Genomic DNA, 25,642 nt, shown 5'->3' with positions numbered 1-25,642 from the left:
CTATGCTGACTATAATAAAAAGCATAAACTGGAAACGAACACATGATTTTAAAATGATTAAAATCCACATATAACTATAAGCATAAGAGGAAGTAATATGGAACTTCCAATGACAATGTCATTACAAACTGCATCCTTTGAGGAATTCATTACTATAATTGCTGCTGCGCTTGGCTGTGGCTTATTAATTGGTTTAGAACGAGAACACAGTAAACTCAAACACGAATATAAAACTTTCGCTGGTTTCAGATCTTTTGCGATTAGTGCTTTATTAGGCGCGATCTGTTTTTTATTCGGTATTTCAATTGGGATCGTTGGAGCTTTAATCATCGGTGCAATCAGCATCGTTTCCCTAAAAAATCAGCCAAATGATCCAGGCGTTACTACCGAACTTGCATTTATCATGACTTATTTCATCGGAGCACTCTGTATTTGGAATATTTCATTGGCAGCAAGTTTAGCAGTCATCATGACGGCTATCTTAATAGCTAAACAGTCTATGCATGGTATTGCTAGCCAATGGATTACCGAGGCAGAATTGCGCGATGGAATTTTTCTACTCGCCTTACTTTTAATTGCTTTACCTTTGGTCCCGAATAAGCCGTTTTGGGGACCAGTTTTAAATCCTCATGTTATTTTAAAATTGCTCACTTTAATATTATTTGTACAGGCACTAGCTCATATTGCTAAACGATTATTATCTTCTAAAAATGCGCTATTACTTTCGTCTTTGGCTTCAGGCTTTGTTTCCAGTACAGTGGCAATTGCCACTTTAGGTTTAGAAGTACGCTCTGGTCGAGCAAATGCAACAACAAACGCGGGTGCAGCCCTGATGTCTTGCGTTTCAACGCTTATTCAAACTTTAATTATTGTGATCGGTATTAGCTTTGCTTGGTTTAAGCTAATTATATTTCCTACACTTATTGCATTAGTTGTTTTAGCTGTCTGGGCCTTCATTTTATTACGCAAAGCCGAACCCAGCACCTCTACTCCTGAATTAGATTCAAGAATGTTTAGTCTTAAAGAAGCCATTATTATTGCATCAACACTCGCTATTATTCAGGCGGGGGTCTACGGCTTAAATTTATATTTAGGGGATGCCGGATTAATTGCGGGAACCCTACTCGCATCTTTATTTGAAATACATGCGGCTATTATCGCGGTAATTGTACAAGGTGAACCTGATAGTGCTCATATGTCCCCTTTATTAATTGCTTTTATGGGAGGCTTTGCAGTGCATGCCATTGCCAAAAGTATAAACTCTGCAATTTCGGGCGGGCTGCCCTATGCACTTGCTTTCGTTCCCGCCCAGCTGATTCATATGGCTATATTCATTACTTTACTTTGGCTCAACATCCATTGGTTCTAAAGTAGAATTTATTGCACAGTAGAAGCTTTGACCATATCCACTACGGTAACTTCAATCTGACCGACTTTAAAATGAATATCGAAATTTGAAAATTTCATTTTATAGATTCTTTCAGGATCTTCTTGATAGGCAGGCCGAGGATCTAAAGCTAACACTTGCTCAAGCTCATCAAGATATTGATCATTCATTTCTTTGTTTTGTAAAAAATATTTTTGAGCATTTAGAGCAGGTTCAGACCAAATGACTGATTTACGCTCTGGTTCTGCATGTGCATAACCACTTTGTGCATCAGCAATCGCATCAGAATATTGAATATAGGGTTTGATATCTAGAATTGGAGTTCCATCTAATAAATCGCTGCCAGTGACGTACACTCGGACTGACTTTCCAATTTTTTCAACCTTCTTTAAACGTACTACAGACAAGCCCACTGGTGCTGGTCGATACATGCTACGTGTAGCAAATACGCCAATTTTTTCATTCCCCCCTAAACGTGGGGGACGAACTTGCGGACGGAATTTATCTGCACTCCCCTGATTTTTATTGTCATGAAACTGCCAAACTAGCCACAGATGACTAAATTGTTCAATTCCCTCAAAAGCCAACAAGTCGTTATAAGGTTCTACCATGTCGATATATGACTCGATATTGACCAAATTAGGCTGGCGTGGAATACCAAATTTTTCTCGATATGGAGAGCACATGTGGCCGATTATGGGGAGGGTGACAGAATTGATCATCACTTTTTCTTATAAACACAATTAAATATATTCAGTTTATCGGGAATGAATTTAGATTAGAATAGCAATCTGTTTTCTTTTAATCGTGATCGAGACCTTTAATGGCTGCTTTTAACGTCGAACGCATTACTCATGTTCACCACTGGAATGACACCCTTTTCAGTTTTAAAACTACACGCGACACTAGCTTACGTTTTAAAAATGGTCAGTTCGTAATGATCGGACTTGAAGTGAATGGCAAACCGTTAATGCGCGCGTATTCGATTGCAAGTGCAAATTACGAAGAAGAGTTAGAATTCTTCTCAATTAAAGTACAAGATGGTCCTTTAACTTCGATTTTGCAAAAAGTACAAGTTGGCGATGAAATTTTAATTTCTAAAAAACCGACAGGTACATTGGTTCATGATGACCTTTTACCGGGTAAAAACTTGTACCTTTTATCTTCTGGTACTGGCCTTGCACCATTCTTATCAATTATTCGTGACCCAGAAACTTACGAACGCTTTGAAAAAGTCATTGTTGTTCATGGTACACGTTATATTTCTGAATTAGCTTATCAAGACCTTATCTTGAATGAACTTCCAAACCATGAATTCTTTGAAGAATTAGGCATTAAAGACAAACTTGTTTATTACCCTACTGTAACTCGTGAACCTTTCCACACTCAAGGCCGTGTTACCACTGCAATTGAAACTGGTGCTTTATTCGAAAAATTTGGTTTACCACGATTTAACCGTGAAACTGACCGCGCAATGCTTTGCGGTAGCCCTGCTTTCTTGAAAGACGTTGCTGCGTTACTTGACGAACATGGTTTAGTTGAATCACCTCGTATGGGTGTAATGGGCGACTACGTGATTGAACGTGCTTTCGTAGAAAAATAAGATTTTTCTAATTAAAAAAACCGAGGACTTTACCTCGGTTTTTTTATATCTGTTTTATAGGTTAATCGTACCATCGATACAGGTAACAGCGCTTCCACCCACTAAAATTTTATCTTGATATAAATTTAGTTGAAGCTGTCCGTCACGTCCTAAAACGCGACCTTGTGAAGAAAGTACCTGATCATTTTGTGCGGGCAAAATACCATGGTAACGAATAAAAGACGCTACGCTACCATTACCACTACCACAAACTGGATCTTCATTGATTCCAATTGAAGGGGCAAATGAGCGAACTTCTATATGTTTTTGCTCATCATTATTTTCATAAAAACCATAAACCGTCGCTCCACCAACTTTCATTTCTAAATCATGTTGTTTTAAAGCAGCGAAGTCTGGTTGAGTCGCTAAAACAGCTTCGGCATTGACAGCTTGTAATACAACCCAACGCGCCCCAACATCAACCAATGCAGCATTCCATTGAGTGTCAATCTGACATTTTAAAATCTCTGCCAATTTTTGAGTCTGTGTCGTATCTAATGGCGTAATTTTAGGTTGTGGTAGTTCAAAGGAAATATGATTCAATTCACTTACCGTAAGAGCAACTAAACCTGCACTACATTGCTGTACCAATTTTCCTTCTTTAGCAGTAATTAGACCAGCTTCAAGTAAAGCATGGGCTGTGCCGATTGTAGGATGGCCTGCAAATGGTAATTCATTTTGCGGAGTAAAAATTCGAACCTGATAATCAGCTTGCGAATCTGTGGCAGGCAGTACAAATGTAGTTTCAGAGAGATTGGTCCAATTGGCAATCGCCTGCATTTGCTCAGATGTTAAGGTACTGGCATCCATAATCACCGCGACAGGATTTCCCTTAAATGCTTGTGAAGTAAAAACATCAACTTGTTTAAATGCTACAACGGACATAGACCCACTCCTACTCATTTTGATATTAAAAAATTATGGTTTTAAATCCTCACCATGCTTTTGATCTTACTGAGATATCTTTAATGGTTACAGTATCAGTTTTTATTAAAAATAATAGACACAGTTTTTAAGTCCAGAACTCGATCAAATGGACCAACCTAAAGTAATCACAATATTTGAGATAAATAACAGATCACTATAAAGTGTACCCATTGCTTTGGCTTTTTAATGAATTGATATGTACAAATATAAAAAAGTGAGTGATGACTTAACCCTTCAAATCCATAATGGAAGGCAGCCTATTGGTTCGCGTCTACCTTCAATACGAGACTGTGCAAACCATTATCAGGTCAGCATTAACACCGTAAAAGAAGCGTATCGTCAACTTGAAGATCAAGGTTTGATTTCTGTTCGTCCTCAATCTGGTTACTATGTTTGTCATGCACCTTCAAACTTGCTAGAACTCGAAGAACGTTATGTCAGTGAAGAAAAAGTGCCTCTTTCAGGTATTAGCTGCTTTCTCGCACAAATCGTTAAAAAGCAAATGGACCCAGCCTATATTAATTTGGCCCTAGCTTGCCCCTCAGGAGAAAACTTCTATCCAATTGAACGTTTAAAACGCTTAACTGCTCAAGTTTTACGTACACAACCAGATATTTTTAAAAGCTATACCTTACCACCTGGGTCAACACGACTACGCACACAAATTGCTAGACGAAGCTTGCAACTGGGCATGTTTCTTTCAGCAGATGATATTGTGCTGACTCATGGCACCATGGAGGCCTTGAGCCTAGCGATTATGGCAACAACTCAAGCGGGTGATAGCATTGCACTTGAGATCCCTACTTTTCATAATTTGTACCCACTCCTTCATAATTTAGGCCGAAAAATTGTAGAAGTTCCCACTTCGCCACATACAGGCATGTGTCTAGATACGCTTGAAGAACTCTTAAAATCTCAAAGTGTACAAGCCATATTAACGATTCCAACAGGACACAATCCCCTCGGTTTTAGTATGCCTGAAAGCAGCCGCCGTCGCTTGGCAGAGCTAGCTAATCAGTTTCAAGTTCCTGTTATTGAAGATACAATGTATGCCGAATTGCAACTTGCCGAACCTCTTTTACCCAACATTAAGGCATTTGATCAAAATGGATGGGTGTTGGTATGTAGTAGCTACACCAAGACTGTAGCACCCGACTATCGAATTGGTTGGTTAGAAGCTGGGCGCTTTCGTAATATTGTGCAGCAACTGAAATTTACAACAACAGTGGCCGAGCCTGCTTTGCTCACTGAAACCTTAGGACTTTTCTTGGAAAATGGTGGTTATGACCTGCATTTACGGCAGCTCAAAAAACGCTATCAACAACAAATTGACACCATTAAGTCTTATATTTGTCGTTATTTTCCACTCGGTACTCGAGTCAGTCGCCCACAAGCAGGATTTATTTTATGGTTAGAGTTACCCGAATCTATCGATACATTAGAACTGTTTCATCAAGCTATGGATGAAAAAATCTTATGTATGCCGGGAATTTTATGTTCGGCTGATAAACGTTTTAGTCATTGTTTACGTATTGCAGCTTGTTTTGAGTTAAATCCCAAAATGTTAAATGCTTTGATGCGTTTAGGAGAGTTGGCAAAAAATATGCTACCCGTACAAAAAGATATAGGCCAAATTCCTACTAATTCAGTAGGTTGAATCAAAAATGCAGAGTTAATAAAATAAAACCATAAATTTTTTATGCCTTTCACTTTATGAATACTGAACTCCTCTCTCCCGCAGGTTCACTTAAAAATATGCGCTATGCATTTGCCTATGGTGCAGATGCCGTATATGCAGGCCAACCACGTTACAGTTTACGTGTGCGTAATAATGCTTTTGATCATGACAACTTAAAAATCGGAATTGATGAAGCTCATGCTTTAGGTAAAAAGTTTTATGTTGTTGTGAATATTCAGCCACATAACAGCAAATTAAAAAACTTTATTCGTGATCTTGAACCTGTGATCGCTATGCAGCCAGACGCACTCATTATGTCTGACCCGGGCTTAATTATGATGGTGCGTGAGCAATTTCCTGATGTACAAATTCATCTATCGGTTCAAGCCAATGCAATTAATTGGGCAACTGTTAAATTTTGGAAAGATTACGGTCTAAGCCGTGTCATTTTATCGCGTGAGTTGTCTTTAGAAGAAATAGAAGAAATCCAGCAACATGTGCCCGATATTGAACTCGAAGTTTTTGTACATGGCGCACTATGCATGGCCTACTCAGGCCGCTGCTTACTTTCTGGATATATGAATAAACGTGATGCTAACCAAGGTGCATGTACCAATGCTTGCCGTTGGGACTATAAGCTGCATGAAGCACAAGAAGATTTAAACGGTGATGTAATTCCAGTCACTCAGCTCAATGAGTCAGAAAAGTCTTGCTGCTCATCAGCACAATCAGAAACAACTTCAGCTGAAACGCTGTTGGTACAACGTAATGATGAAGAAATGTTTGCTGCCGAAGAAGATGAACACGGCACCTATTTTATGAACTCGAAAGATTTACGTGCTGTACAACATGTAGATCGTTTAACAAAAATGGGAATCGCCTCGCTTAAAATTGAAGGCCGTACTAAATCCTATTTTTACTGTGCCCGTACTGCTCAAATTTATCGAAAAGCGATTGATGATGCATTAGCAGGAAAACCATTTGACCCAAGCTTAATGTCTCAGCTTGAAGGTTTGGCAAACCGTGGTTATACCGAAGGCTTTTTAAGACGTCATGTGCACAGTGAATATCAAAACTATGCCGATGGCTCATCACATTTTGACTATCAACAATTTTGTGGAGAAGTTTTAGGGCGTTATGGCGACTATATTCGTATTGAGGTTAAAAACCGTTTTGTGGTTGGCGACTCACTTGAGCTCATGACGCCTCAAGGCAATATCACTTTTACCTTAACCGAAATGCGCGACTTAAAAGGAAATGCAATTATAGATGCCAAAGGTTCAGGACATTTCGTTGACATTCCACTATCACAAGATGTTGATATCAGTTATGCCCTACTCATACGTAATTTGCCGCATGTGAAGGAAAGTATTACTGCATCGACATTAGCTTATTCAGCGAGTTAAAAATGGGACTTTTAATTACAAGTGAATGTATCAATTGTGATATGTGCTTACCGGAATGCCCCAACATCGCCATTTTTGAGGGCAGCAAAGTTTATGAAATTGATCCACTTCGTTGTACCGAGTGTGTAGGCTTTTACGATGCGCCAACATGTAAGGCGGTTTGTCCAATCGATTGTATAAAAAAAGATCCAGCACATATTGAAACCCAAGATAAACTATTAGAGAAATTTAAGGGATCAAATTTGCTCGGCTAATCTATCTTTTAAAAAGTTTATAGAGGATCAAGCTAAAGTCGCTGATCCTCTAAATGACTGCATGGATCAATGATTAAATAAACGAATAAATAGCTGAGACCACTTTGCAAGTGATAAAATCAAATGATCAGTTCAGTTTAATTTACTTGTATTTGTGTACCAAAAAAATTAAACAATCGTTAAAACTGATCTAACCATTTCAACATTTCATATAGATTGATTAAAACTCATTCTGGCGCAGCTCCCCATGTCTTATCTTTATTTAGCAATTGCGATTGCTTGTGAAGTCATTGCAACTTCAGCTTTAAAAGCATCTCAAGGTTTTACTGTTCCAATTCCTTCGATTATTACTGTTGTGGGTTATACAATTGCTTTTTATTTATTGTCTCTGACGCTAAAAACAATTCCGATCGGAATTGCATATGCCATTTGGTCTGGCGCGGGCATTATTTTAATTTCTGCAATTGGCTGGATATTTTACAAACAGCATTTAGACTTGGCAGCCTGCATTGGTCTTACTTTAATGATTGCAGGTATTATCATTATTAATGTGTTTTCTAAAAATACTCATCTTTAAAATATAATTTAAAAGCAACCGAGTACGATGAGAGTCCTTTATAAAAACTTCACCATACTCGGTATAAACAGCTTATTTTAAACTGCCTGTTAAAAATTGCTTTAAACGTTCACTTTTCGGGTTATTGAGTACTTCATCAGGATGACCCTGTTCTTCAATCTTCCCTTGATGCAAAAAAATTACTTGATTAGACACATGACGTGCAAAGCCCATTTCATGGGTCACCACAATCATGGTACGTCCTTCTTCAGCCAAGCCTTGCATTACTTTGAGTACTTCACCCACCAACTCTGGGTCAAGCGCACTGGTTGGTTCATCAAACAACATAACTTCCGGTTCCATAGCCAAAGCACGGGCAATCGCTACACGCTGCTGCTGACCACCAGATAAAAATGCAGGATATTTACTTTCAACGCTTTCAGGCAAACCAACTTTGCGTAGATATTTCCGCGCACGTTCTTCTGCCTCAGCACGTTTTACCCCAAGTACGTGAATTGGTCCTTCAATAACATTTTCTAGCACCGTCATGTGTGACCATAAATTAAAATGCTGAAATACCATCATGAGCTGGGTACGCATTTTTTGTAGTTGCTTTGGATCAACCACTTTTAAATTGCCTTTTTTATCAAAGACTGTGCGTAGTTTTTCACCATTAAGTTTAATAGTGCCATTGCTTGGTTGTTCTAAAAAGTTAATACAACGTAGCAAGGTACTTTTACCTGAACCAGATGAACCAATGATACTAATGACATCACCAGCATTTGCATCAAGTGATATCCCTTTAAGTACTTCATGATCGCCAAATGTCTTATGTAAATCACGAATCACTAGTTTTGCAACTTGTTCCATTATTTATGTCTCCTAATGATTCGATGGCTTTAAAAATGCCAACCAACGTTTTTCCAACTTACGAAATAGCCAAATCAAAATAAATGCCAGCATCGCATACAACACTGCGGCAATTCCAAAAGCATTGAAGGTGTCATAGGTTGCCGCATTTACATCACGCGCAATTTTTAAAATATCAGGAACAGTTGCTGTAAATGCAATGGTTGTCGCATGCAACATCAAAATGACTTCATTGCCATAAAATGGTAAAGCACGGCGCAACATCGATGGAATGATAATGCGAGTATAGAGTTTCCATTTTGACATGCCAAAAGCTTGTGCAGCTTCAATCTCGCCATGTGGAATAGAACGGATCGCCCCAGCGAAGATTTCAGTCGTATATGCACCAGTATTGAGCGCGAATGCCAAAATGGTGCAATTTATGCCCTCTCGAAAAAACGCATCGAGAGTCTGCTGTTCATGGATGTAATCAAAGCTGTAAATGCCTGAGTAAATAATCAGCAATTGTATGTACAGTGGTGTGCCACGAAAAACATATGTATACAACCAAACTGGGCCACGCAACCAAAGATTTTCTGATACTCGTGCAAGTGATAAAGGCACAGCAAGCACAAAACCAATACCAATAGAAAGCACCAATAACCAAGCAGTCATCGCTACTCCGGTCATTTGTAAACCATCAGTCCAAAGGTATGCCTGCCAATATTGTTGAAGGATTTCAATCATAATTGTCCCCTCCTCACACCAGCAGAATAACGACGTTCAAGCCACATTAAAATCAGGTTCGAGACGGTGGTAATTGCCAGATAAATCGCAGCAGCCACGATGCTGAAAAAGAACAGTTGCATGGTACTTCTACCTGCATCTTGTGTAATTTTTACAATGTCAGTCAGGCCAATAATTGAAACCAGTGCGGTTGCCTTAATCAAGACTTGCCAGTTGTTACCAATGCCTGGCAATGCAAAACGCATCATTTGAGGGAATAATACACGGCGAAAAACCTGCCAAGGGGTCATACCATAGGCCTTTGCTGCTTCAATTTGCCCCGTTGGAACCGATTGAAATGCACCACGAAAGGTCTCGGTAAAATATGCACCATAAATGAACGCTAAAGTAATCACACCAGCCACAAATGGATTGATATCAATTTGGTCCATTTGCAGTGATTCAGTAATTTGGTTTAGACCCAACTGCAAGCTATAAAATAACAGCAGCATAATGACCAAGTCTGGCACACTACGGATGAGTGTCGTATAGGCAGTCGCAATATAACGTAAGGCTTTAATACTGGAGAGTTTTGAGCTCGCACCAATTAAGCCAATAATGACAGAAAGCAGAAGTGACAACAGCGCAAGCTGGAGGGTCATCCATGTCCCGCTGAGAAGGAGTGGCCCATAGCCAGATAAAAACATGACTCATCTTCTCCTTAAAAACAATATCTAATATTGATGAGATGAGAATAGATTTAAAAATGTCGGCACTCAGCCGACATTTTTCACATCATTAGTAAATGTTAAAGGAGAAATATTTTTTCTCTAGTTTCTTGTATGTACCATCCGCAATGATTGCTGCTAGTGCTTTATCAATATTCGCTTTTAAATCTGCATCTTCTTTGCGTAAACCAATCGCTGCGCCTACACCCAGTGTTTTTGCATCAACTACATTGCCACCGACAAATGCAAAGTTTTTGCCTTTTGGTTGTTTTAAGAAAGCACCATCAACCATGATCGCATCTTGTAAAGTTGCGTCTAAACGACCTGACATCATGTCTTGATAAATCAAATCTTGGACTGGATAAGGCACAACGGTTACACCTTTTGGTGCCCAATAGGTTTTAGCATAAGTTTCTTGAATTGTGCCCTGTTGTACACCTACACGTTTACCTTTCAAAGAGGCAGCTGTAGGCAATAACGGCGAGCCTTTTTTTGCAACCATACGCGTTGGCGTGTTGTAGATTTTGTTACTAAACAAAATTTGTTTTGCGCGTTCATCAGTGACCGTCATTGATGAAAGAATACCATCAAATTTTTTCGCTTTAAGTGCTGGAATCATCCCATCAAAAGAGTTTTCAACCCAAACACATTTCGCTTTGAGTTTTGCACAAACGGCATTACCCAAATCAACGTCAAAACCAGTTAACTTGCCATCCGGTGTTTTATATTCAAACGGCGCATACGAGGACTCAGTACCAAAACGAATCACCTTCCAATCCTTTGCTTGAACATTCGTCGCAACAGCAGCCAAAACTAAGGTTGTTGAAACGAACATTTTTTTCATAAAGCTTGCCATCTTGAAGCTTCTCCTTAAAAATCCAAATAAGGTGATAAAAATTTGAGTATTTCTAACTTACTCTTCTGCCGAAATAATTGCAATTTCTATACCATAAATTAAGGATTTATGAAGATGACTAAACAGTGGATTGTATTAAGTGATTAATTGTTGAAAAATCACTCAAAATATGAAGCTAATTTTTGAGTGCATAGGCTTCTGCCATATTTTCATTTTCAACCAATGTCCGAATGGTATATTCATGGTTATGTTCTTTGGCACTGGCAAATTCACATTTCTGATCCCATGACATTGAGCAACCACTTAATAGATGACAACCCGCAAATAATTCAGCCACCCAATCTACAAACACACGAACTTTGGGTGATAAATGTCGATTTTGTAAATAAACAACAGAAATTGGCATTGGTGCTGGACGCCACTCTGTAAGAACCTCTTTCAAGGCTCCCGACTCCAGATGGTCGGCAACCATGAAACGCGGACACTGAATTAAACCGAAACCTTGAACTGCAAGCCCCACATATGAATCACTATCGTTAACAGAAACACGCCCTTTCACACCAACGCTATGAATCTCATCATCAACCATAAAATCCCAGTCAATATTACGTCCGGTACGACTATTAAAGTAATGCACGACCTGATGTTTTTGTAGATCTTCAATGGTTTGGGGTTCACCATGTTCAGCCAAATAACGGGGTGCAGCAACCGTCACGCACTGAATTGTTCCGATACGACGTGCAACCAAACTTGAATCTTTCAGCTGACCAATACGAATGACACAGTCCACCGCATCTTGTACCAAATCGACCGGACGATCACTCATTCCAATCACCAAATCAATATCGGGATACTTGGCATGAAAGTCACAAAGCATCGGAATCAGGATCAGCCGCCCAATCGAGGCTTTAACATCAATACGTAGTCGGCCTCGTGGTCCACGCTCCGAATCATGAAAATTCGATTCAACATCTTCAACATCGGCTAAAATTCGCGAAGTACGTTCATAATAAACCGCACCATCGGGTGTCAAACTGAGTTTACGAGTGGTTCGGTTCAATAAGCGAACTTGTAAATGTCTCTCTAAACCCTGAATGGTTGTTGTCACAGAAGCACGCGGTAGGCCTAAACTGTCAGCCGCTAAACTGAAACTATTTGTTTCGACAACTTTGTTAAATACTTTCATGGCATGAAATAGATCCACACGCACACTCCTATCAATGCATTTTTTAATTCAAATACATCAATTGTTATAAAAATACGAATAGTGTTATCGAATTTAATATATTTATTCGTGATTGACAAACTTTTATGCTCCGTCCATCCCCCAAACCCTGTTTCTCCCATACGGACCATAATTAAAAGTCTGAAAACAGGTATCCAAATAAGTAGGAGCACCTCATGTCATTTTCCCGCAAACAGTTCGCACTGTCTGCCATCTTTGTTGCCCTTTTAGCAACAGGAGGCAGTTTTATATTTCTACATGAAAATGCCGATGCAAAAGCTGCACCGACCCAAGCCCAACAAGCTGCTACTGTTGATGTCTCTCCTGTCATCAGCAAAACTATTACCGATTGGCAAGAATATTCCGGTCGCTTAGAAGCTATTGATCAAGTTGATATTCGGCCTCAAGTTTCGGGCAAACTCATTGCCGTTCATTTTAAAGATGGGAGTCTGGTTAGAAAAGGCGAGTTACTTTTTACAATTGACCCTCGTCCATTTGAAGCAGAACTTAATCGTGCACAAGCACAACTTGCTTCAGCCGAAGCGCAAGTCACCTATACAGCAACCAATCTTTCCCGTATTCAACGTCTAATTCAAAGTAATGCTGTATCACGCCAAGAACTTGATCTGGCAGAAAATGATGCACGCTCAGCCAGTGCCAACCTACAAGCAGCCAGAGCAGCCGTTCAATCTGCACGCTTAAATCTGGAATATACCCGTATTACTGCACCAGTTAGCGGTCGAATTTCGCGTGCTGAAGTGACCGTGGGTAATGTGGTTTCTGCGGGTAACGGAGCACAAGTTTTAACGAGTTTAGTGTCAGTATCCCGTCTCTATGCATCTTTTGATGTTGATGAACAAACTTACCTGAAATACATCAGTAATCAGCGTAATTCTGCACAAGTTCCTGTCTATATGGGACTTGCCAATGAAACTGGTTTTTCTCGTGAGGGAACCATCAACTCAATCGACAATAACCTAGACACAACCTCAGGCACGATTCGTGTTCGTGCAACTTTCGACAATCCAAACGGAGTTTTATTACCGGGTTTATATGCTCGGATCCGTCTGGGTGGTGGCCAACCACGTTCAGCCATTCTCATTAGCCCAACAGCCATTGGAGTCGATCAAGATAAGCGTTTTGTTGTTGTAGTCGATGCTAAAAACCAGACCGCTTACCGTGAAATAAAAATCGGGGCGCAACAAGATGGCTTGCAAATCGTAAATAGCGGATTACAAGCGGGCGACCGTATTGTGGTGAATGGTTTACAGCGCATTCGTCCGGGTGACCCTGTTACACCGCACCTCGTCCCTATGCCGAATGCACAAATCATTGCAAGTACTAACACGCCCCAACCTCAGCCAACAGAAAAAACTTCAACTCCGGCAAAAGGTTAATTGCATATGAATATTTCCAAATTTTTTATCGATCGGCCGATCTTTGCTGGTGTGTTATCAGTTTTGATTCTGCTTGCTGGTCTACTTTCCGTATTTCAGTTACCGATTTCCGAATATCCCGAAGTTGTACCGCCATCTGTGGTTGTGCGTGCTCAATATCCGGGTGCAAACCCGAAAGTAATTGCTGAAACTGTTGCCTCTCCGCTTGAAGAATCAATCAACGGCGTAGAAGACATGCTGTATATGCAATCTCAAGCAAACAGCGACGGTAACTTAACCATTACAGTGAACTTCAAACTCGGTATTGACCCAGATAAAGCTCAACAATTGGTTCAAAACCGTGTGTCTCAGGCAATGCCTCGTCTACCTGAAGATGTACAGCGTTTAGGTGTCACCACCTTAAAAAGTTCTCCCACTTTAACTATGGTTGTGCATCTGACCTCACCAGATAACCGCTACGACATGACTTACTTACGTAACTACGCGGTACTGAACGTAAAAGATCGTTTAGCACGCTTACAAGGTGTAGGTGAAGTAGGTTTATTTGGTTCTGGTGACTACGCTATGCGGGTGTGGTTAGACCCACAAAAAGTAGCGCAACGTAACCTCACAGCCACTGAAATTGTGAATGCAATCCGTGAACAAAATATTCAGGTTGCGGCAGGTACAATTGGTGCGTCACCAACCAACTCTCCTGTACAACTTTCAGTGAATGCCCAAGGTCGTTTAACCACTGAGCAAGAATTTGCAGACATTATTTTAAAAACTGCACCGGATGGCGCAGTCACCCGATTGGGTGATGTTGCACGTGTTGAACTTGCAGCCTCACAATATGGCTTGCGTTCATTGCTAGATAATAAACAAGCTGTTGCTATTCCAATTTTCCAAGCTCCAGGTGCCAATGCTTTGCAAGTTTCCGATCAAGTGCGTAGCACAATGAAGGAGCTTTCAAAAGATTTCCCATCTTCAATTAAATACGACATTGTTTACGACCCGACTCAATTCGTACGCTCTAGTATTAAGGCGGTCGTTCATACCTTGCTTGAAGCAATTGCACTGGTTGTTGTGGTTGTTATTTTATTCTTACAAACATGGCGCGCGTCGATTATTCCATTGCTTGCAGTACCAGTTTCAATTATTGGTACATTTGCACTTATGCTTGCGTTTGGCTACTCGATCAATGCGCTTTCACTGTTCGGGATGGTACTCGCCATCGGGATTGTGGTCGATGACGCGATTGTCGTCGTCGAAAATGTCGAGAGGAATATTGAAGCAGGTTTAAGCCCAAGAGATGCAACTTATCGTGCCATGCGAGAAGTGAGCGGTCCAATTATTGCGATTGCCTTAACCCTCGTTGCGGTCTTCGTACCCCTTGCCTTTATGACGGGTTTAACAGGGCAATTTTATAAACAATTTGCCATGACGATTGCCATTTCAACTGTCATTTCGGCATTTAACTCCCTTACGCTCTCTCCTGCTTTAGCAGCCATGTTACTGAAAGGACATGATGCTAAACCTGATGCATTAACACGCATTATGAACCGCATATTTGGACGTTTCTTTGCGCTGTTTAACCGCGTATTTACACGTGCGTCAGACAACTATGGTAAAGGCGTAAGTCGTGTCATATCTCATAAAGCATCGGCAATGGGTGTCTATGCAGCACTTCTCGGCTTAACCGTTGGTATTTCTTATATTGTTCCTGGTGGCTTCGTTCCTGCCCAAGACAAACAATATTTAATTAGCTTTGCTCAATTACCAAATGGCGCTTCATTAGATCGTACCGAAGCGGTTATCCGCAAAATGAGTGATACAGCGCTCAAACAACCCGGGGTAGAAAGTGCTGTTGCCTTCCCTGGCCTCTCCATTAACGGTTTTACCAACAGCTCAAGCGCCGGTATTGTCTTTGTAACGTTAAAGCCATTCGATGAACGTAAGGCCAAAGACTTATCTGCCAATGCAATTGCAGGTGCTTTAAACCAGAAATATTCAGCAATCCAAGATGCCTATATTGCAGTTTTCCCACCTCCACCAGTGATGGGTTTAGGTACCATGGGCGGCTTTAAACTCCAACTTGAAGACCGAGGTGCCTTGGGCTATTCAGCCTTGAATGATGCTGCACAAAACTTTATGAAAGCAGCTCAGTCAGCCCCTGAACTAGGTCCAATGTTCTCAAGTTATCAAATTAATGTACCTCAACTGAACGTAGATCTGGACCGTGTAAAAGCCAAGCAGCAAGGTGTGGCTGTAACCGATGTGTTCAATACTATGCAGATTTATTTAGGCTCTCAGTACGTCAACGACTTTAACCGCTTTGGTCGTGTTTATCAGGTTCGTGCTCAGGCCGATGCTCCTTTCCGTGCTAACCCTGAAGATATCTTGCAACTAAAAACCCGCAACAGTGCCGGACAAATGGTGCCTTTATCTTCATTGGTGAATGTGACTCAAACTTATGGTCCTGAAATGGTGGTTCGTTATAACGGCTATACCTCAGCGGACATTAACGGCGGCCCTGCACCGGGCTATTCATCTAGCCAAGCTGAAGCTGCTGTTGAACGTATTGCTACTCAAACCTTACCACGCGGCATTAAGTTTGAATGGACTGATTTAACCTACCAAAAAATCTTGGCTGGTAATGCAGGACTCTGGGTATTCCCAATTAGCGTATTACTCGTGTTCTTGGTATTGGCAGCACAATACGAAAGCTTAACTCTGCCTTTAGCTGTAATTCTCATTGTGCCAATGGGAATCTTAGCGGCTCTGACAGGTGTTTGGCTTACGGGTGGAGATAACAACATCTTTACGCAAATTGGTCTGATGGTACTGGTCGGGCTGGCCTGTAAAAATGCCATTTTAATTGTCGAATTTGCAAGGGAACTTGAAATGCAAGGTGCAACTGCATTTAATGCCGCAGTTGAAGCGAGTCGTCTGCGTTTACGTCCAATTTTAATGACATCAATTGCATTCATTATGGGTGTAGTACCACTGGTTACCTCAACAGGCGCAGGTTCTGAAATGCGTCATGCCATGGGTATAGCAGTGTTCTTCGGCATGATCGGGGTAACGTTGTTTGGTTTATTCCTCACCCCAGCCTTTTATGTCCTGATTCGTACACTCAACAGCAAACATAAACTGCATTCGGCAGCCGTTCATGAAGCGCCATTAGCTAACCCACATGATCACTAAGGAGGACATTTGATGACATCATCAAAACAAAAATGGTTAGTGTCCTCACTCATGGGAAGCCTGCTCCTTGCAGGCTGCTCATTGGCTCCGGAATATCAACCTGCAAAGGTCATAGTTCCTGTTAAATTTAAAGAGTCAGACCCTAAACTTGAAGATAGCAACTGGAAAATTGCTCAACCTGCCGATGCACAATCACGTGGCGAATGGTGGCGTGTTTTTAATGACCCACTGTTAAACGAACTAGAGCAACAAGCAATTGCTGGTAACCAAAACATTAAAGCTGCTGCTGCCAATATTCAAGCTTCACGTGCATTACGTTCAGCAGCGCAAGCGGAACGCTTACCAAGTATTGGTGCTGGCTTTGGCCCAACTCGCCAAAAACCATCTCCCGCTTCACTGGGTTTAGATGATAATGCGCATACATCTGCACAAACCTTATGGCGTGCTCAAGCTAGTGTTTCATATGAGCTTGATTTATTTGGTCGTATTGCTAGTAGTGTCAATGCAGCAACAGCTGATGTACAGCAACAAGAAGCGTTATACCAGTCGGCACTTTTAGCATTACAAGCAGATGTTGCACAAGGCTATTTTCTAATTCGCCAGCTTGATGCTGAACAAGTAATTTATAATCGCACTATTAAGTTACTTGGCGAGACACGTGACTTAGTTCAAACACGTTTTAGAAATGGATTAGTCAGTGAATTAGATGTTTCTCGCGCACAGACCGAACTGGCTACAGCTCAAACCAATGCACTAACCATTGCCCGTAACCGAGCAATTGCAGAGCATTCACTTGCTGTTTTACTTGGAAAAACGCCAGCTGACTTCAACCTAGCAGCTCACCCCTTAGCAACAAACAGCATTCGCCTTCCAGCAGGTCTACCTTCAACTTTGCTTGAAAGACGGCCTGACATTGCTGCTGCTGAACGTGCTATGGCAGCAGATAACGCACGTATTGGAATTGCGCGTGCTGCTTTCTTCCCAAAACTAGATCTGACAGGTGCGCTCGGTTATGAATCATCAACTTTAGGTGATTTAGGTAAATGGTCGAGCCACACATTCTTGCTTGGGCCAGTCGCAGGCACTATTTTATCTTTACCCTTGTTTGATGGTGGGCAACGTAAAGCTGGAGTTGCTCAAGCGCGAGCTGCTTATGAAGAAAGCGTTGCGAATTATCGCCAAACAGTGCTAAATGCATTCCGTGAAGTTGAAAATGGTTTGTCCGATCAACGTATTCTCGATCAACAAATACAAGCTCAAAACCAAGCACTCTCTTCTTCTCGTCACGCAAATCAGCTTTCTCATCTACGTTATCGAGAAGGTGCTATTAGCTATCTTGATGTAATTGATTCTGACCGTACTATTTTGCAACAAGAGCAACTTTCTGCCCAGCTTAACGGCAGCAGAATGATGGCTAGTGTAGATTTAATTCGGGCATTAGGTGGTGGATGGCATGATGCAGAGTCATCGGTAAAAACTAAAAGTTAATTCTTACATAATTAACTAGATATAAAAAAAAGCGCCATACGGCGCTTTTTTTTATATCTACAACTTATTGTGCATATACAGGGAATTTTGCACAAACAGTTTCAACTTTCGCTTTTACGTCAGCAATAACTTTTTCGTCACCTTTGCTGTCAATCACATCAGCGATCCAACCAGCAAGTTCACGAACTTCAGCTTCACCGAAACCACGAGTTGTTACCGCTGGAGTACCGATACGGATACCAGAAGTCACAAATGGAGAGCGTGGATCATTTGGAACTGAGTTTTTGTTAACAGTAATGTGAGCAGCACCTAACCAAGCATCTGCTTCTTTACCAGTTACGTCTTGTTTAATTAAAGATAACAAGAACAAGTGGTTGTCAGTACCACCAGAAACAACGTCATAACCACGAGCGATTAATACTTCAGCCATAGCTTGAGCATTTTTCACAACTTGTTGTTGGTAAGCTTTGAAGTCATCAGACATTGCTTCTTTGAAGCAGATTGCTTTAGCAGCAATCGCATGCATCAATGGACCACCTTGGTTACCAGGGAATACAGCTGATTGAAGTTTTTTCTCGATTTCTTCATTCGCTTTCGCAAGGATTAAACCAGAACGTGGACCACGAAGTGTTTTGTGAGTCGTAGTTGTGGTTACGTCAGCAATTTGAACTGGGTTTGGATATACACCCGCAGCAACTAAACCTGCAACGTGAGCCATATCAACAAAAAGGTAAGCGCCAACTTTGTCCGCGATGTCACGGAAACGTTGCCAATCTACAACACGGCTATAAGCAGAGAAACCAGCAACGATCATACGTGGCTTGTGCTCTAATGCTAAACGCTCAACTTCTTCATAATCGATCTCGCCAGTTTCAGAGTTTAGACCATACTGAACCGCGTTATAAGTTTTACCAGAGAAGCTTACTTTTGCACCGTGAGTCAAGTGACCACCGTGAGCCAAGCTCATACCTAAAACAGTATCGCCTGGGTTAAGAAGCGCTAGATAAACAGCAGAGTTAGCTTGTGAACCAGCGTGTGGTTGAACGTTTGCGTAATCTGCACCAAAAAGTTCTTTAGCACGATCAATCGCCATTTGCTCAATGATATCCACATATTCGCAACCGCCATAATAGCGTTTACCTGGATAACCTTCTGCATATTTGTTCGTAAGTTTTGATCCTTGCGCTTCCATCACAGCAGGAGAGCAATAGTTTTCAGATGCAATTAACTCGATATGTGCTTCTTGACGCTCACCTTCAGAAGCAATTGCTTGAGCTAATTCTGGATCAAATTCAGAAATGGAAATATTGGCAAACATTAGCGGGGGTCCTATAAGTAGGGCTTTTAAGCCGTGCTAAGATTGCGACATATTGTAGCATGAAGTTTATAATTAAACAGAATCAAGTTAGCTCAGTTTTAAATAAAAATGGCTCAAGTTTTATAAAAAATGAGCCATTGTTTATAAATCAATAAAAAAGCTGGTTTAAAGCTTATATTTTAAATTTTTTCATCGTTAACCCTAGATTAAAATAATGTTAAAAATACTTTAAATATCAATAACTCTATTGTGCGGCTAGCAAAGTCTGAACATTTCCAACGATGTTGTCTACATTACTACTCATCGCCGTATTATGGTCCCAGTTACCCGTCACATAACTATTAATTTTAGTACCTACTACTGTGGCATTAGATATCAATAGATCAGTTGCTAATTTAGGAACCGTTGTATCTGCTTGCCCCTGATAAATAATAATTGGGGTAGTTACTTTTACTTGTAATGGCTGCGAATCTTTTTCTAAAAAGGTTTTAACTAACGGTACAGCCATAAAGTTAGGTTGTGTACGCATATAACCATCCAATGTTTCTCCATGGGTGGCAATATAAACTTGCATAGTAGCGTTAAAATTTGCTGCCAAGGGCTCATAGCAAAAACCTTCAGCTTCTTGTGCAATCCTTGAGATAGATTCAGTAAATACTTGACGATAGTCAAAATCTGGATGGGTATTACGAATTCCTGCTACAACTAGAGCTGTATATGCATCAAGCTGCGTATAGATTGCTTTTTTCTCATATACTGATGCGCTTGCAGCTTCTAGTTCCCCATTTAAAAGAATACTTCCCAAATTAGAGGCTGGCGCTACCGCTATCGTACCTTTATAGTCTAACTGTGCACGACTCGCATATTGTGCAGCGCCCAACGCAGCATGCCCACCTTGTGAATGCCCGACGGTAAGCCATTTTTTTGAAGTTAATAAATTACGCTGTAATAAATAGTTACGCGTTGTAACTACAGCATCCGTAATTGAGAAAGCCTCACTTTTAACATTTAAAAAAGGATGTATGCCTGGTGTGCCTAAACCTTCATAGTCAGGTGCAACGACAACATAACCTGCTGCAAGTAACTTACTAATTAAATCTTTTGTACTATCTGCTAAAGCTGCTTTACTTGGTGCACAGGCATCTGCAACACCTGTAGTGCCATGTGCCCAGACTACAATTGGCCAACCGCCTGCTGGTGGTGGAGTGTTTGGTGTGAATACCAAACTGGTTGCCTGCACCTCTTGCCCACTTTGGCCCAACATTTTATAAGTTAAAATGCTACTTTCTGCAGCTACTGTTCCCAAATTGGTACTTGTATAGGCATCAACTTTAACCACTGGATTTTTAATATTATTGGTTGGAGTATCTGATGGATCGACAATAGCTGAGTTATCATCACTACCCCCTCCTCCACAAGCGACTAAAAATAAACTCGTGCTAAGAACGCTCGTCATGAACAGTTTCATTTTCATTGGTATATCTTCCCTTAAATTCCATTTTTGTTTTGCTTTAGTTTTTTAATCAACATTTTCTAATGCCTTAAAAACAATTACGCCTAAACTTAATTTTTGGCAAGTTCTATTTGATGAAACGAATCTCTGAAATACTCTCATTTTTTAATAGAAATTGTCGTTATAGCTACTTTCTAGCCCTACTTCGTGTTTTAAAGTAGATAGCCAACTGTTACCATTCCTAGCTACTCGTGATTTTTTAAAGGGCCAAATATGCAAGCCATTATTTTAGATACAGAAACTCATACACTAAATGGTTTGCCTATTGAAATTGCGTATGCCCCGATTGAACTGAAGGAAGGAAAACTCACCTTAGATAAAAGCAAATTGTTTGATCAGTTATATCAAGTGGGTGCGCCTATCTCTTATGCTGCAATGGCAGTACACCACATATTAGAAACAGATTTAGAAAACCAGCCTCACTATAAAACCTTTAAATTACCAGAGACTACAACTTATATTATTGGCCACAATATTGATTACGATATTGCCGCGATTGCTCGTTGCGGTGTGGATGTATCGAATATTAAACCGATTTGTACTTTGGCTTTGGCACGTAAAGTTTGGGCAGATGCAGAGGCTCATAATATCTCAGCACTGATCTATATGATTTCTCAAGGCAGCAGTAAAGCCCGAGAAATGCTTAAAGGTGCACACCGTGCCGATGCAGATATTATTTTGACTGCTAATATTTTGATGCATATTGTCTATCATCTAAATATTCAAGATATTGAAGAGCTATACCGAGTTTCTGAAGAAGCACGTATCCCCACAACGGTTAACTTTGGTAAGCATAAAGGCACAGCAATTGCTGAACTTCCTAAAGACTATATTCAATGGCTACTACGCCAAGATGAGCTTGATGTCTATCTTCGCAAAGCATTAGAAAGTGCCTTTTAAGATTTTAACCAAATGATATTTATAGATTATTCATCATATTGTCATTTTTAAGTTTTATTATTAACCCCATTTATATTTTATTAAAAACAGTACTGTTCGACTCACAAGATTGAACAGTCTGATTTATTTTTATATTGGGGAAAAGTAATGGCTGGTTTTTATAGAACCAATTTGGGAAGAGTTGCGCTTCAACAACGCAATATTGTTTTAAATGCAAAACAAAGACGTTTGTTACTATTAATAGACCATGAAGATTTTCAGAACTTAAATGGTGAATTTAAAAAACGTATTGCTTCTCCAGAGCTGATTCAACAGCTTATCGACTTAGAACTTATTGCCCCAATTGCCTCTACCGATACATCTACTAATGAAGAAATTATTCTAAAAACATCAGCCATAAATAAAGTAGAAGAAAATCAAAAAGAATGTGTTGATAGCTCTATACCGCATTCCGCTCATCTTATTGGAGAAATCCAGCTTTCCGAGCAAAAAACTTTAGATCAGTCCAGTACTACATATTTTCAACCAGTAATATCTTCTGAGGCTCTTTCTTTCGAAGAAATACAACAGTTAATGATAAAAACACTTAGCAGTTATTGCGGACTAATGACTAAACCACTTGTTCAAAAAATAGAGAAAACTACAACAATACAAGAGCTTAAACTATGTCAAATGCAATGGATTACAAGTTTGCAAGAATCAAGCATTCCCCCTCAAGAACTTGCAAGAGCTTTACGTACAATTAACTATTCAATTCAGCTTCTCTCACAAAGCATATAAAATATTGAACAACTTGCTGTTTAATTAAGCATTAAAATCACTTGGCACGTATTTCGTGCTTTACCTGCAAGTGTTTTTTTCCTATGATGTGCCCCACACATGCGCTCGTAGCTCAGTTGGATAGAGTACAGGTTTCCGAAACCTGGGGTCGTGGGTTCGATCCCCGCCGGGCGCACCAGCTTTTATATAATAATTTCTCAATTTATCTTAATTTTATAAAATTCCGACTATTTTACTTGGTTTATTAATCATTATCGCTCAAAATATACCCCTCTTTCATAATGTGAGAATTTCATGACTGATGCTTTGGTTTTAAGAGATTTGTCCAAAACATATCGTAATGGTTTTCAGGCGTTAAAAGGTATTAACCTCACTGTGCCTGAAGGTGAATTTTATGCGTTGTTAGGTCCAAACGGTGCCGGCAAATCAACAACCATTGGTATTATCAGCTCCCTCACAAAAAAAACCTCAGGAACAGTTGAGATTTTTGGGCACAACCTCGATACCCATCCTTCTCTGGCAAAACAGCAGCTTGGCGTCGTTCCTCAAGAATTTAACTTCGGGCAGTTTGAAAAAACATTCGATATTTTAGTCACTCAAGCTGGCTATTACGGTATCCATAAAAAGATTGCAGAAAAACGTGCTGAACATTATTTAGAAAAACTCGGTTTGTGGGAAAAACGTAATATACAAGCACGTATGCTGTCTGGCGGTATGAAACGTCGTCTGATGATTGCCCGTGCCATGATGCATGAGCCTAAACTTCTTATTCTAGATGAACCTACTGCGGGTGTAGATATTGAATTACGCCGTTCTATGTGGGATTTTCTGACCGAAATGAACGAAAGCGGTACTTCTATTATTTTAACGACCCACTATTTAGAAGAAGCAGAAATGTTGTGTCGTCGCATTGCGATTATTGATCGCGGTGTAATTAAAGAAGATACCAGCATGAAGAGCTTCCTTAATCAGCTCAATGAAGAATCATTTATCTTCGATTTAGCCGAACCGATTGGGCCGCTCCAGTTAAACATTATTGGTGTCAAGTTCAACTTAATTGATAGCAATACTTTAGAAGTCACGATGGATAGAGCGCATACATTGAATGACCTATTCCAGTTATTAGAATCTCAAGGTATTCGTGTTCACAGTATGCGTAATAAATCGAACCGTCTAGAAGAGTTATTTGTCAAAATGGTCGAGAAAAATCTTGAAGGAGAGGCAAAATGAATTTTAGCCAACTGCAAATTGCTCTCTGGACCATAGTTCGTAAAGAAGTACGCCGTTTTCTACGCATTTGGCCACAAACCTTATTACCACCGGCAATTACGATGAGTTTGTACTTTGTCATTTTTGGTAATTTGGTTGGTTCACGCATTGGACAAATGGGTGGTGTGAGCTATATGCAGTTTATTGTGCCTGGCTTAATTATGATGGCTGTTATTACTAATAGTTATGCCAACGTGTCTTCCAGTTTCTTTAGCGTAAAATTCCAAAAAAGCATTGAAGAGCTCATCATGAGTCCTGTGCCACTACATATTATTTTGTGGGGCTATGTGATCGGTGGTATTTGCCGTGGTGTATTAGTTGGTACAATTGTGACTGCAATGAGCATGTTCTTTACTGACCTTTTCATACACAACTGGTTCGTAACTATATATACAGTCTTAATTACTTCAGTTCTTTTCTCATTAGGTGGTTTTATTAATGCAGTCTATGCAAAATCATTTGATGATATTTCTATTATTCCAACCTTTGTTCTTACACCCTTAACTTATTTAGGTGGTGTGTTTTATGCCATTAGTTCCCTTGGTCCTTTTTGGCAAAAACTTTCTTTAATTAACCCTATTGTTTATATGGTTAATGCTTTCCGTTTCGGTATTTTAGGTCATAGCGATGTGAATGTTTCATTCTCTTTAATCATTGTGACATCATGCTGTGTTGTACTTTACGGAATTGCTTACTATTTACTTGCTCGTGGTTCAGGAATGCGTGAATGAGTGTCGAACAGTCTTTGTTGGGGAAAGAAACCCAATATCCAACTAACTATCAACCTGATGTTTTATTTCCAATTGCTCGTGCTCAGTCTCGTGAAGCCTACTCGCATATTGAAGGCATCACACAAGGTAAAGATTGGTGGCATGTTTTTGAAATTTCATGGTTAAACGCTCATGGTATTCCGCAAGTTGCTATTGGCAGAATTACGCTACCTGCATCTTCACCGAATTTGATTGAATCTAAGTCATTAAAACTTTACTTCAATAGTCTTAACTTCACTCAGTTTGAGTCTAAACAATCATTTATTGAAACTGTTGAAAAAGACCTCTCGGCGGCGGCTGGTGCAAAAGTTGAATTAACCCTAGTTCAAGTAGATGATTTAGAGATTTCTAAGCCTCAAGGTATTTGTGTTGACGACCTCACTCCAGAGCGTTTAGAACAACATCCTGATGCCACTCTTTTAAAACTAGATGAGTCTGATGAAGAAGTCGAAGTTGAATTGTATTCTCATCTTTTAAGAAGTAACTGCCCAGTCACGGGACAACCTGATTGGGGTACAGTTTTTATTCGTTTTAAAGGCAAAAAACCTTGTTATCGTAGTGTTTTAGCTTATATTATCTCGTACCGTCAGCATAACGGCTTTCACGAACAGTGTGTCGAACAGATCTTTGCCGATATTTGGCAAAATCTACAGCCTGAAAAGCTGATGGTTTATGCAACTTATACTCGTCGCGGCGGACTTGATATTAACCCTTGCCGAGTATCGGATCTTTCATGGATGCCAAAACCGATTCGATTGGCACGACAATAAAACGAATAATTTGAGGA

At 40.2% G+C, this 25,642-nt stretch carries 23 protein-coding genes, 1 tRNA gene and 1 pseudogene; 16 read left to right on the top strand and 9 right to left on the bottom strand.

The window, feature by feature from the left end; all coding sequences use genetic code 11:
* Window positions 1-97 precede the first annotated feature (97 nt).
* Complete coding sequence (locus tag ACB088_RS03340) at window positions 98-1,369, top strand: MgtC/SapB family protein (RefSeq protein WP_375038000.1); 1,272 nt, start codon at window positions 98-100, stop codon at window positions 1,367-1,369.
* An 8-nt stretch (window positions 1,370-1,377) separates the two neighbouring features.
* On the opposite strand, the gene tsaA is transcribed toward ACB088_RS03340, so the two are convergent.
* Entirely contained in the window at window positions 1,378-2,109 is a 732-nt protein-coding gene (tsaA, locus tag ACB088_RS03335; RefSeq protein ID WP_375037999.1) for a tRNA (N6-threonylcarbamoyladenosine(37)-N6)-methyltransferase TrmO, read from the bottom strand.
* A gap of 101 nt (window positions 2,110-2,210) precedes the next feature.
* Between tsaA and ACB088_RS03330 the strand changes: the two genes are divergently transcribed.
* A complete protein-coding gene (locus ACB088_RS03330; RefSeq protein ID WP_375037998.1) occupies window positions 2,211-2,990 on the top strand; it encodes a ferredoxin--NADP reductase in 780 nt (259 codons plus the stop codon).
* Window positions 2,991-3,044: 54 nt separating this feature from the next.
* On the opposite strand, the gene ACB088_RS03325 is transcribed toward ACB088_RS03330, so the two are convergent.
* Window positions 3,045-3,914 carry a PhzF family phenazine biosynthesis protein gene (locus tag ACB088_RS03325; RefSeq protein ID WP_133746994.1) on the bottom strand — a complete coding sequence of 290 codons (870 nt, stop codon included), beginning with the start codon at window positions 3,912-3,914 and terminating at the stop codon, window positions 3,045-3,047.
* A gap of 232 nt (window positions 3,915-4,146) precedes the next feature.
* On the opposite strand from ACB088_RS03325, the gene ACB088_RS03320 reads away from it, so the two are divergent.
* From ACB088_RS03320 to abeS, 4 genes are all read left to right on the top strand, one after another.
* A complete protein-coding gene (locus ACB088_RS03320) occupies window positions 4,147-5,613 on the top strand; it encodes a PLP-dependent aminotransferase family protein (protein ID WP_375038766.1) in 1,467 nt (488 codons plus the stop codon).
* A gap of 56 nt (window positions 5,614-5,669) precedes the next feature.
* Window positions 5,670-7,040, top strand: coding sequence for a tRNA 5-hydroxyuridine modification protein YegQ (gene yegQ, locus ACB088_RS03315; RefSeq protein WP_375037997.1), 1,371 nt, complete (start codon window positions 5,670-5,672; stop codon window positions 7,038-7,040).
* Between the two features lie 2 nt (window positions 7,041-7,042).
* Complete coding sequence (locus ACB088_RS03310) at window positions 7,043-7,294, top strand: YfhL family 4Fe-4S dicluster ferredoxin (protein WP_375037996.1); 252 nt, start codon at window positions 7,043-7,045, stop codon at window positions 7,292-7,294.
* A gap of 247 nt (window positions 7,295-7,541) precedes the next feature.
* Window positions 7,542-7,871 (top strand): multidrug efflux SMR transporter AbeS, encoded by a 330-nt coding sequence (abeS, locus tag ACB088_RS03305; protein WP_375037995.1) that lies wholly within the window; start codon window positions 7,542-7,544, stop codon window positions 7,869-7,871.
* Between the two features lie 72 nt (window positions 7,872-7,943).
* Here the strand turns inward: abeS and ACB088_RS03300 are convergent, their stop codons facing one another.
* The 5 genes from ACB088_RS03300 to ACB088_RS03280 all read right to left on the bottom strand — a co-directional run bounded on the left by ACB088_RS03300 (window position 7,944) and on the right by ACB088_RS03280 (window position 12,213).
* Entirely contained in the window at window positions 7,944-8,720 is a 777-nt protein-coding gene (locus tag ACB088_RS03300; protein ID WP_017387976.1) for an ABC transporter ATP-binding protein, read from the bottom strand.
* Window positions 8,721-8,732: 12 nt separating this feature from the next.
* A complete protein-coding gene (locus ACB088_RS03295; protein ID WP_092706244.1) occupies window positions 8,733-9,446 on the bottom strand; it encodes an ABC transporter permease in 714 nt (237 codons plus the stop codon).
* Window positions 9,443-10,132, bottom strand: a complete 690-nt coding sequence (locus tag ACB088_RS03290; protein WP_375037994.1) for an ABC transporter permease — start codon at window positions 10,130-10,132, stop codon at window positions 9,443-9,445. The genes ACB088_RS03295 and ACB088_RS03290 overlap by 4 nt, the downstream gene beginning before the upstream one ends.
* Window positions 10,133-10,223: 91 nt before the next feature.
* Window positions 10,224-11,009 (bottom strand): ABC transporter substrate-binding protein, encoded by a 786-nt coding sequence (locus ACB088_RS03285; RefSeq protein WP_133747001.1) that lies wholly within the window; start codon window positions 11,007-11,009, stop codon window positions 10,224-10,226.
* Window positions 11,010-11,184: 175 nt separating this feature from the next.
* A complete protein-coding gene (locus ACB088_RS03280) occupies window positions 11,185-12,213 on the bottom strand; it encodes a LysR family transcriptional regulator (RefSeq protein ID WP_375037993.1) in 1,029 nt (342 codons plus the stop codon).
* Window positions 12,214-12,410: 197 nt separating this feature from the next.
* Here ACB088_RS03280 and adeF point away from each other — a divergent pair, with 197 nt between their 5' ends.
* Genes adeF through ACB088_RS03265 form a run of 3 tightly spaced genes read left to right on the top strand, consistent with a single transcriptional unit; the run spans window position 12,411 to window position 18,305 of the window.
* The gene (gene adeF / locus ACB088_RS03275) at window positions 12,411-13,631 is read left to right on the top strand and encodes a multidrug efflux RND transporter periplasmic adaptor subunit AdeF (protein WP_375037992.1); all 1,221 of its coding nucleotides are present in this window, start codon (window positions 12,411-12,413) and stop codon (window positions 13,629-13,631) included.
* A gap of 6 nt (window positions 13,632-13,637) precedes the next feature.
* Window positions 13,638-16,817, top strand: coding sequence for a multidrug efflux RND transporter permease subunit AdeG (adeG, locus tag ACB088_RS03270; protein WP_375037991.1), 3,180 nt, complete (start codon window positions 13,638-13,640; stop codon window positions 16,815-16,817).
* A gap of 12 nt (window positions 16,818-16,829) precedes the next feature.
* Window positions 16,830-18,305: an efflux transporter outer membrane subunit gene (locus ACB088_RS03265; RefSeq protein ID WP_375037990.1), complete on the top strand. Its 1,476-nt coding sequence runs from the start codon at window positions 16,830-16,832 to the stop codon at window positions 18,303-18,305.
* A 64-nt stretch (window positions 18,306-18,369) separates the two neighbouring features.
* Here ACB088_RS03265 and glyA read toward each other — a convergent pair whose 3' ends face one another.
* Window positions 18,370-19,623, bottom strand: a complete 1,254-nt coding sequence (glyA, locus tag ACB088_RS03260; protein ID WP_003650657.1) for a serine hydroxymethyltransferase — start codon at window positions 19,621-19,623, stop codon at window positions 18,370-18,372.
* A gap of 59 nt (window positions 19,624-19,682) precedes the next feature.
* On the opposite strand from glyA, the pseudogene ACB088_RS03255 reads away from it, so the two are divergent.
* Window positions 19,683-19,775 (top strand): annotated as a pseudogene (locus ACB088_RS03255) (hypothetical protein); the annotation flags it as partial.
* A gap of 92 nt (window positions 19,776-19,867) precedes the next feature.
* On the opposite strand, the gene ACB088_RS03250 reads toward ACB088_RS03255, so the two are convergent.
* The gene (locus tag ACB088_RS03250; RefSeq protein ID WP_375037989.1) at window positions 19,868-21,097 is read right to left on the bottom strand and encodes an alpha/beta fold hydrolase; all 1,230 of its coding nucleotides are present in this window, start codon (window positions 21,095-21,097) and stop codon (window positions 19,868-19,870) included.
* A gap of 252 nt (window positions 21,098-21,349) precedes the next feature.
* Here ACB088_RS03250 and ACB088_RS03245 point away from each other — a divergent pair, with 252 nt between their 5' ends.
* From ACB088_RS03245 to queF, 6 genes are all read left to right on the top strand, one after another.
* A complete protein-coding gene (locus ACB088_RS03245) occupies window positions 21,350-22,036 on the top strand; it encodes a 3'-5' exonuclease (RefSeq protein ID WP_375037988.1) in 687 nt (228 codons plus the stop codon).
* 147 nt (window positions 22,037-22,183) lie between these two features.
* Window positions 22,184-22,816: a hypothetical protein gene (locus ACB088_RS03240; RefSeq protein WP_375037987.1), complete on the top strand. Its 633-nt coding sequence runs from the start codon at window positions 22,184-22,186 to the stop codon at window positions 22,814-22,816.
* Between the two features lie 101 nt (window positions 22,817-22,917).
* Window positions 22,918-22,994, top strand: a tRNA-Arg gene (locus ACB088_RS03235).
* 116 nt (window positions 22,995-23,110) lie between these two features.
* Window positions 23,111-24,046 (top strand): ABC transporter ATP-binding protein, encoded by a 936-nt coding sequence (locus ACB088_RS03230; RefSeq protein ID WP_003650650.1) that lies wholly within the window; start codon window positions 23,111-23,113, stop codon window positions 24,044-24,046.
* Window positions 24,043-24,816: an ABC transporter permease gene (locus ACB088_RS03225; RefSeq protein ID WP_016137528.1), complete on the top strand. Its 774-nt coding sequence runs from the start codon at window positions 24,043-24,045 to the stop codon at window positions 24,814-24,816. Before ACB088_RS03230 ends, ACB088_RS03225 begins: the two co-directional genes overlap by 4 nt.
* Entirely contained in the window at window positions 24,813-25,625 is an 813-nt protein-coding gene (gene queF, locus ACB088_RS03220; protein ID WP_375037986.1) for an NADPH-dependent 7-cyano-7-deazaguanine reductase QueF, read from the top strand. Before ACB088_RS03225 ends, queF begins: the two co-directional genes overlap by 4 nt.
* Window positions 25,626-25,642: the final 17 nt, after the last annotated feature.

This window comes from Acinetobacter sp. RW6, assembly GCF_041956835.1.
In the GTDB taxonomy this organism is placed as follows: Bacteria; Pseudomonadota; Gammaproteobacteria; order Pseudomonadales; family Moraxellaceae; genus Acinetobacter; species Acinetobacter calcoaceticus.
Note: the sequence above shows the minus strand (reverse complement) of the source record. Positions and strands in the feature narration are given on the sequence as shown.

Excerpts from the sequence above, each read along its gene's own strand:
- ACB088_RS03340 (WP_375038000.1), top strand. The coding sequence starts at position 98 with ATGGAACTTCCAATGACAATGTCATTACAAACTGCATCCTTTGAGGAA.
- tsaA (WP_375037999.1), bottom strand. The coding sequence starts at position 2,109 with ATGATCAATTCTGTCACCCTCCCCATAATCGGCCACATGTGCTCTCCA.
- ACB088_RS03330 (WP_375037998.1), top strand. The coding sequence starts at position 2,211 with ATGGCTGCTTTTAACGTCGAACGCATTACTCATGTTCACCACTGGAAT.
- ACB088_RS03325 (WP_133746994.1), bottom strand. The coding sequence starts at position 3,914 with ATGTCCGTTGTAGCATTTAAACAAGTTGATGTTTTTACTTCACAAGCA.
- yegQ (WP_375037997.1), top strand. The coding sequence starts at position 5,670 with ATGAATACTGAACTCCTCTCTCCCGCAGGTTCACTTAAAAATATGCGC.
- ACB088_RS03310 (WP_375037996.1), top strand. The coding sequence starts at position 7,043 with ATGGGACTTTTAATTACAAGTGAATGTATCAATTGTGATATGTGCTTA.
- abeS (WP_375037995.1), top strand. The coding sequence starts at position 7,542 with ATGTCTTATCTTTATTTAGCAATTGCGATTGCTTGTGAAGTCATTGCA.
- ACB088_RS03300 (WP_017387976.1), bottom strand. The coding sequence starts at position 8,720 with ATGGAACAAGTTGCAAAACTAGTGATTCGTGATTTACATAAGACATTT.
- ACB088_RS03295 (WP_092706244.1), bottom strand. The coding sequence starts at position 9,446 with ATGATTGAAATCCTTCAACAATATTGGCAGGCATACCTTTGGACTGAT.
- ACB088_RS03290 (WP_375037994.1), bottom strand. The coding sequence starts at position 10,132 with ATGTTTTTATCTGGCTATGGGCCACTCCTTCTCAGCGGGACATGGATG.
- ACB088_RS03285 (WP_133747001.1), bottom strand. The coding sequence starts at position 11,009 with ATGGCAAGCTTTATGAAAAAAATGTTCGTTTCAACAACCTTAGTTTTG.
- adeF (WP_375037992.1), top strand. The coding sequence starts at position 12,411 with ATGTCATTTTCCCGCAAACAGTTCGCACTGTCTGCCATCTTTGTTGCC.
- adeG (WP_375037991.1), top strand. The coding sequence starts at position 13,638 with ATGAATATTTCCAAATTTTTTATCGATCGGCCGATCTTTGCTGGTGTG.
- ACB088_RS03265 (WP_375037990.1), top strand. The coding sequence starts at position 16,830 with ATGACATCATCAAAACAAAAATGGTTAGTGTCCTCACTCATGGGAAGC.
- glyA (WP_003650657.1), bottom strand. The coding sequence starts at position 19,623 with ATGTTTGCCAATATTTCCATTTCTGAATTTGATCCAGAATTAGCTCAA.
- ACB088_RS03250 (WP_375037989.1), bottom strand. The coding sequence starts at position 21,097 with ATGAAAATGAAACTGTTCATGACGAGCGTTCTTAGCACGAGTTTATTT.
- ACB088_RS03245 (WP_375037988.1), top strand. The coding sequence starts at position 21,350 with ATGCAAGCCATTATTTTAGATACAGAAACTCATACACTAAATGGTTTG.
- ACB088_RS03240 (WP_375037987.1), top strand. The coding sequence starts at position 22,184 with ATGGCTGGTTTTTATAGAACCAATTTGGGAAGAGTTGCGCTTCAACAA.
- ACB088_RS03230 (WP_003650650.1), top strand. The coding sequence starts at position 23,111 with ATGACTGATGCTTTGGTTTTAAGAGATTTGTCCAAAACATATCGTAAT.
- ACB088_RS03225 (WP_016137528.1), top strand. The coding sequence starts at position 24,043 with ATGAATTTTAGCCAACTGCAAATTGCTCTCTGGACCATAGTTCGTAAA.
- queF (WP_375037986.1), top strand. The coding sequence starts at position 24,813 with ATGAGTGTCGAACAGTCTTTGTTGGGGAAAGAAACCCAATATCCAACT.